Source organism: Desulfonatronospira sp. (assembly GCA_003563255.1).
Lineage (GTDB): Bacteria > Desulfobacterota > Desulfovibrionia > Desulfovibrionales > Desulfonatronovibrionaceae > Desulfonatronospira.
Genome location: PWSL01000442.1, coordinates 1 through 7,761, shown reverse-complemented (window position 1 = coordinate 7,761; position 7,761 = coordinate 1). Strand labels below are relative to the sequence as shown.

5 protein-coding genes are annotated in these 7,761 nt (G+C 51.5%); all 5 read right to left on the bottom strand.

Annotation, left to right across the window (positions count from 1 at the left end):
* On the bottom strand, nucleotides 1-409 hold a 409-nt coding region (locus QZP87_RS12945), incomplete at its 3' end, for a hypothetical protein (protein WP_291323338.1).
* Nucleotides 410-451: 42 nt separating this feature from the next.
* Nucleotides 452-2,197 carry a hypothetical protein gene (locus tag QZP87_RS12940; RefSeq protein ID WP_291323337.1) on the bottom strand — a complete coding sequence of 582 codons (1,746 nt, stop codon included), beginning with the start codon at nucleotides 2,195-2,197 and terminating at the stop codon, nucleotides 452-454.
* A gap of 289 nt (nucleotides 2,198-2,486) precedes the next feature.
* Entirely contained in the window at nucleotides 2,487-3,302 is an 816-nt protein-coding gene (locus QZP87_RS12935) for a tetratricopeptide repeat protein (protein ID WP_291323336.1), read from the bottom strand.
* A gap of 125 nt (nucleotides 3,303-3,427) precedes the next feature.
* The gene (locus QZP87_RS12930) at nucleotides 3,428-7,063 is read right to left on the bottom strand and encodes a hypothetical protein (RefSeq protein WP_291323335.1); all 3,636 of its coding nucleotides are present in this window, start codon (nucleotides 7,061-7,063) and stop codon (nucleotides 3,428-3,430) included.
* 41 nt (nucleotides 7,064-7,104) lie between these two features.
* Nucleotides 7,105-7,761: S41 family peptidase (locus QZP87_RS12925; RefSeq protein ID WP_291323334.1), on the bottom strand; the 657-nt coding region annotated here is incomplete at its 5' end.

The following is a 7,761-nucleotide window of genomic DNA, read 5'->3' as shown; positions in this document are numbered from 1 at the left end:
TCTGAGTGATGAAATCACCTTGAACCAATACAAAATCATTTTCCCCGGTCATAACCAGATACCCGCTGCTGTCTTTCTTGTTCCCCTCATCATCCTTTTCCATGCTTTGCAGGCGGTAGTCATGAGAAATAATCAGTTTACCTTCATTGATATTAATTGTTCCACCCACATGATATATAGATCCGGAAGCAGTAAGGATATGTCCATTCAGATTAACAGTGCCACTCAACATTAAAATATCTTTTTCATAATTAACATCCTGGGTTAAAGACAGATTAGTATCTATTATCTTAAATTCAGAATGTTCATTCGATGCTATTGATTTTGTAAAAAAAGACCCTGACAGAATTAAGATCATCATGCAGGAGAAAATATACACTATCTGATATACTCTATGCGTGCTTTTCATTTTTATTGGCTCCTTAATATAGATACATATCCATCTAATTCATTAAGATACACCTGCCGCCTGCATGACCTTATTCATTTTTTCGTGCAGCTCCTTTAAGGTCTTTTGATGTTCTGCTGACATGCGCAGGCTGTCAGCGCTGCTGATCCATTTTTCTACTTGATCTATATCTGCGCCCAGGAGATCTTTGCCCTGCCCCCTCAAATGCATGGCCAGGGAGTTAAATCCCGGGGGCACATCTTCAAAAGCCCTGAATGCCCGTACTGTGAGCCCTTCCTGGCTGGCCAGGGCCAAAAGTTCCCGGCTGAATCCTTCCTGAATATCCACCTCTTCAGCAGTGTCTTCACCCATGACTGTTTCGCTGCTTTCCATGTCTTCAGAATACTCAGGTACAGGTGCCGGCATTTCAATTGCCCTGACTTCAGCAGGTTCTATGTTTTTATACATGAACACTGCAGGACCGGCAGTCAGAGGCCCCGGCCACCTGCCGGTATTTACCAGCATAACATGGCCTTCCGGTCCCACAGCCAGTTCGTTGCGGTTGCCCGCCTGATTGCTGGTGGGTACTACCTGGAGTAAACGCCCGCTTCTGTCATAAATCCAGATGGAATATCTTTCCTGGGCATAGATATTGCCGGCATTATCAACTTCCAGGTGGTCAAAGTCCGGCATATTGTAGTCATCTATATAAACAGGCGGAGCACCGGAGCCATGCAAGCCCCAGGTCTCCATACGCCGGCCTTCTTGGTCCACCTTTACAAAAAAATCCTCTACATCATTTTCATAGACTGCCAGAATGTTTCCGTCAGGAAAAAGAGCAAAAGGATATGCACCGTCCATATTCAACTTTGCCTGAACTTGCATATCCCTTGAAAAGTTGACTAAAAAAGGGCCATTTGCATCACTCGATCTGGATTCCGCACCTATTAAAAGACCTTTCTGATTTGAGCTGATTATGTAGTGAGCATACAAACGTTCATCTTTACCAGACACCGACAGATCCAGTGAAAAGCGGTCAACAAGCTCTCCTGCGGGACTGAATCTTAAAACCTCATCCGGGTTCTCATTATTTCTGCCTATCAGAATCAGCAGGTGGCCATCGTCTTCCGCCCTTGCATCTATGCGTCTTACAGCAAGATTATCTTTGGTGGCCTGCTCTTCAAAGCTCCATTCATGCTGCACCTCTCCCCCATGGTCATAGATGCGCACCACATACCGGGAACGGTCCACCAAAACTGCATACCTGCCCGGCAGCATCACCGGCTGGAAATCGTTGAACTCCCGTTCTCCAATCTCTTTGTATGTAAAATAGGAATCCAGCTCCAGTGGAGGGGGGCTGTCAGCATCTGCGGAGTTCAGGATGCTTTCAATTAAACCGGGATGCTGGTTCAAAAGATGATCATTGGCCATGATAAATAACATCTGGTAGTTGCCCTCTACATCAGGTATTTTATTCACTGCGACCGCCCAGGTTTGATGTGAGGCAAAAGTCCCATCCGGAGCATCTTCCTGCATTGTGAACATGGCTTTGACCAGGAATGCCTCCTCTCCAGCCAGGGTAATGTACGAAGTTTCAAATTCAGGTTCATCAATACTCATCTCAGGCAGCATTTCCTGAAAATCCTTATAAAAAGCCCTGTAGCCAGCTTCAGAATGACCGCGCGGAGGAGGTTCGTGTCCCAGCCCAACCCCTCCTCTTGGCATTTTCTTGACATCTTCAACGGAAATATCCTCTGGAATTCCCATGGGGCCAATACCCAGAATATACAGCAAGTCATCCCTTTCCATCAGAGGCAGCGCATTTGCAGGAAGATCGAGATAAAATCCACCCATCCATCGTTTAACAGTTTCGCTCTTTTCTGCTGCAGCACCTACTGAAAAAAGCAATAACATTAAGGACATCATAAAAATCACAGGGGCAAAGCTGTTTTTTAGCTCTTTAACCATTTTGGACTCCTTTTATCCACCGGCCTTAACCGGAAGACTCTCTTTACCTGCATCCAGATAACTTCAAAGCAGATACCTCTGCAGTATTCATTACGCTTTGCTCAGAAAAAACAAAAAAACACGCCTGCATTTACTGCTGCTGCAGCTCGATATAAGAGCGAAGCCGCCTGATTCTGTCTGCCAGTTCAGGAGTGGGCTCCATTTCCTGGCTTTGTTCAAAATACTCCAGTGCACGGGAATATTCTCCCCGGCCCATGAAATCCATACCCTTACTGAACATCCCGGCAGCAGCGGAATCTTCAGTCTGGCCCAGCTGTTCATGTACTTTGCCCGCAGGATCTTCGCCCGGGTGAACAGTCGAGACTCGAAGAAGTTCTTCCAGTTCCTGTGTAAGGGCTTCTTCATCAAAAACAGAATCCACGGATACAACTGACTCAAGTTCCTGAGCCTGAAGACCAAAGTCCTGCATTCGCACCCTGTTCAGGGTCCAGCTCTGATCAGCCAGGCCCCGGTCCAGAGAAATATAAATGTTTTCTCCCGGGTGAACCCTGATCAGCCTCCGGGTTCCCAGTTTGTTCCCCTGGGGTACAAACTGGACGAAAAAGGCCTGGTCCTCAGCGTGATCCGGGTCCTGAAAAACCTGGAAAAAGACAACCGGGGAACTGGACTCATCACCTGCCACCGGTCTTTTTGCCGAATCCAGAAGCTGCAGATGTCCTGAAGCACTTGTTCTGACCCAGATTTGGGTGACCACCGCTTCCTGCTCTTCATCCGGGTCAGGCAGATAAGCCCCGAACTCCATCACCTGTGGCAGACCCTGCAACGGATCATTCCAGTCCCCGTGGATTTTCTGCGGGAAGACAAGGCAGGAGAATACAAGCACCAAGAGCACTACATTACTCTTGCCCGGCCATATCTTGTTGTAAAACAATAAATAATCGTGCATGATGAACTACTTCCCCAAAAAGGTTGGAGCCTGGAAATGCTGGCGTTGCCTGCACTGCCTACTCTTATCAGCCCGGGGTACAGACTTCTCTTGGATTGCGGAAAGTCCGGGCCTGAACCATTTTGCTAATCAGTCTCCAGCGTCCCGGGGGGTTCTTTTAACGGCAAAAAGAAAAATCCCAGGGTAAAATATGTGGTCATGGGGTCATATCTCAAGGGTATACCGTCCTCCACCAAGGGTTCATCTGTCCCGGCCTTGAAAAAATCAATGCTGTAATTGGTAATAAGCTCCAGTGAAAAGGATTCGGTGTGCTCATCAGGTTCCGGAACCCAGGAAATAGAGGTTGCGGCATTGTTGCCCCTTACCCTGGGGCTGTACATAAACCCTGTGGAAAGCATCCAGTGTTTGACACGCACCTCGGCATCCAGGGACGCTGCTCCTTGCGGAGAAGGAAACATAACCCTGAACCGCGGGGGCATGGGCACGGAAACTGTAAGGTCCAGCTCTACCGGCTCTCCTGGATAAACATATCCGCTGCCCAGAAGGTCCGGCGGCTCAATCCCCTGCTCTCCTGCAAGACCTGTAAGACCGCCGGCCATTTGCAGAGCCTGAGCCATTTGTGCTTCACTCAGTTCCATACCCATTTTTTCCAGTTCCGCCTGCATGTGCTGCTTCATAATATCCTCCACAGACTCCTTGGGGTGAAGCATTTCCTGCAGCCTCTCCCAGTCGGAACTGTATTCGGATATCTCTTCCTGTATTCCTGAAATCCCGGGGGTGGCTATAATTGTGGCTTCTGGAAACCTGACCGTGGGATCGTTGGCAAAAGGTGTTGCAGTGGTCCAGTAGGTACGGTTCTCAAACAGATCCATGGTGATGGTTTCTTCTAGAATTTCCACGGGATGCACATGCACCATGGCCTGGTCTTCATCCAGAAGAAGACCTGTCCTTATGTCTGCAAGGCTGACAGTAGCCGTAAAACTCTGGGGCTCTTCGCTGTCCTCGAGGATGGCGTGCAGCTTCCAGGCGGGGATCTCGGTGATGCCGTCCTGCTCCATAAAGGTCCAGTAATAATAGTAAGTGCTGTCCGGGTTCAGATTCGAGACAACAGCATGCACTGGCTCATAGTCCCCATCGGTGAAACTGTACTGGCTTTCTTGGAACTCGATTTTTTCCTCTGCTGCCAGAAGAAGCAGGACGTCTCCCGTCTGACGCCGAACCGTGCGCTGCATGAAGGAAAAGTGTCCGTCCAGACCGGATATATTCACCTCAATATCCACTAAAAAAGGGTACGCCTCGGGTACTGCAGGGATCTCAGCCAGCCACTGGCCCGGCTCCGTCTCCTGGGCGCCGGGAAGGGATATCTCATAAGTCACGCTGACATCAGGGTCCTGCCCTGCGGCGTCACGGATTCCATGCCGGATGCGATTGACTGTGTTCTGAAAACCTCCCCCCAGGCTTATTTCCACCTCAAAAACCATATCCTCATCTGCATCCGGATCATAAGGAATGTTCATGGGGGATGGAGGTGTGGTGTGCACGGTAATATCCATCCAGCGCAGCCTGTTGATTTCCGAAAGGATTCGGTTTATGCGCTGCTCCAGATCAAGGATTTCAGCTTCCAGCCTCTCCTGCTCCAGCCGGGCCTGCTCCTGCAGCTCTCTGGCCTCCTGAAAAACACTTCTCATGAAGCTGCCGCCTTCATTAACCGCCTGCAGGGCCTTATCTCTTTCAATGCCGGCATTACGCAGAGCTCTGAACATCTGTACGCGCATATCCGCTTCAGCGGTGCGGCTGTCGTATTCCAGGACCGCCTCGGCCAGTTCCCCTTCTGCCCAGGATTCCACGATCCGCCCGGGGGCTCTGATGGTATAAGCAGCTCCGCTGTAGACAGACTCCCCCATCCCGTACACTACATCCCCGAGGTTATAGAGCATGTACAGCTTGCCGCCGTCAGGTCCTATCCCGTCCTCTATCACCAGTTCCGGCGATTCTATCTCTGCACCGGCGGCACGCAGGGCCTCGGCCCTGGCTTCCAGGACGTCCAGGTTTCCCGCCTCTACCGAAGCAGCTACGTATGCCCTGGCCTCTCCCGGGTCCATGCCCGCCCTCCTGAAACGGATTTCCCACTGGGTCAGGTAGGCAGCCAGATTGTTCTCATTGGCCTGCCTGATTGTCAGGTGGGCGTCCCTGGCATCCACTATGCTCTGTCCCATTCTCTTGCTTGTTCCAACTATGGTTTCCGCTCCACCTGCGACCATGCCCACAGGGGTAGCAGACAAGGGCGGTACCCTCAGGCCCTGACGGGCCACATCAAAAAGGCTGGCATCCCCCTCCATATAGTCTTCCAGGGTCTGTCCCAGATGACCTATATCCGTAAAATCAGTAACAGTACCGTAAACCTGGGCTGCTCTGCGTGCCCCACTGCCCAGCTGCTGCATCCTTGTGGGCCCGGCCGGGGTCTCCGGGCCTGTCAGTTCAATTACCGGTTTTCTGCCGTTGGCAGCGGCAGTGGCCTGCATTCTGGCCCTGGAATCTGTTATTTCCTGACGCAGTGCACTCTGTCGCTGCTGGTAGGATTGCCGCAGTCTTTCCTTTCTGAGCCTTGTGGCCTCTGTGTCACTTATGTTGTCCAGTCGGCGCATGTTTTCATCTATACGGCGCAGGGCATCTTCCCTGGACCTGAGTTCCTGATTGGCACGCTGCAGTGTTCTGGATTCAGCAGAGTCAAAAATTTCTGCTGCAGCCTGACGCATACGTCCGGCCTCAGAGGGATCACTGACCACAGTGCGGGCTTCCTTTATATTTTGCAGTTTCCTGCGAAACTCTTGCGGACTCTCACGTATGCCGTGACGCTCTAAGATTGAACCCAGTTCTTCATCAGGCAGTTCACTGACTCTCAAGGTTTTATCCACGCTTTTAGCCATGGGCTGCATGAGTTCAGGGTTTCTAGCCAGATCTCCTGCACTGGAGCTAAGTCCTCCGGAAGCCTTTTTCAGGTGATCCTGGACCTCAACGTATCCTGCTGCGGCCCGGGTTTTGCCGGTAACAGGATCACGCATGGAGGCGGAAACAAAAACTTCTTTGTTCCGGGCATGGTTTTCAATCTGGATACGGTGGTATTCGCTGCCTACCTGGGCCGGCAGGCCTTGTTTATGCACTGTAAGATCAAAAGGGTCGTCCCCCCAGGGAGTCGGAGCACCGACTTCTAGTGTTGCCGGACTGTCGGTAACCGTTAAATGGTCCAGCCCCATATCCTGCAGAACGGATTCCACATTATCCACTGCAATGGCTCCTCCTGCTGCATCCAGATCCCCCATCAGTCCGCGGTGGGCCCGGTCGTCTATACTTGTTCCCAGGGAGGCGTCTATGCGCTGGCGAAGAATGTTCCGGGAATTACCGGCCCTGGCACTGGATTCGTTTAACACTGCCTGATGCACCTGATGCCTCTTGCGACCGAGCTCCTGAGACACTGCTCTGTGCCGGCTTACTTCGCGCTGCATGAAATACTGCTTCCGGGTCTCGGACATGGGTGAATTTTCAATCTGTGCAAGGTTATCCCGGTAGGCCTGCATCTCGGCATCCCAGGCGGCTTCAGTCTGTTTCCAGAGGTTGCCAATGGCCCAGAGTTCTTTGTCGGTGTACAGAACAGGATCCACCGAACTCATTGCCCGGCAAGGCGAAAGCAACGTTATAAAGATTATCAAGCCTATACAGGGCAAGTGCTGCAGAAAAAATTTCAGGCATAAATTATTATTCACACTGTTCACTCCTTAAACAGGGTAAGCATACACAACCGGGATTACTTCCAGGAACTGCTTTTCATGTATTCCGCCAGGGACTCCAGTTCCCTTGCATGCCTGGCCAGATTCGGGTCATCCGAGTCCCGGGCTGTATCCGCCCAGGCCTGGACCTGATCCTGGTTGGCCCCCAGAAGGTCCATATCGTGCTCAACAAGATCCAGAACCAGGTTTACATGCCCGGACGGCAGCCTGTCCCAGGCGCGCAGGGCTCTTACAGTGAGCCTTCCCTCATCAGCCACCTGCTGCAGCGTATATTCCTGCCTGGTTTCCGGTAGAGCATCCTGAGTACTCAATAAGGTCAGGGCCTTTCGGACCAGGTAAGCTGTGTCGTAAAGCCTGCTGCCGGCTACACTGATATCAGGCTCCAACCCCTCAGGAGAACAGGAGACTCCTTCAGGTCCCAGGACACGTCCGTTGGTCAGCTGCAGAACTGACCCATCGGACAAAGCAATCCGGGTCTGGGTGCTGCACTTGCCATAAGTAGATTGGCCAATCTGTATGGCCGTGCCGTGAAACTTAAGGGCCGAGACAAAAGCTTCTGCCGCGCTGGCTGTATTCGGTCCAGTGAAAACAACTATCTTTCTGGACAGCTTTTCCCCGGGAGGGGAGTTAATCAGGGTCCGGCCGGACCCTCTTGTCTCCAGGCCACCCAGGGA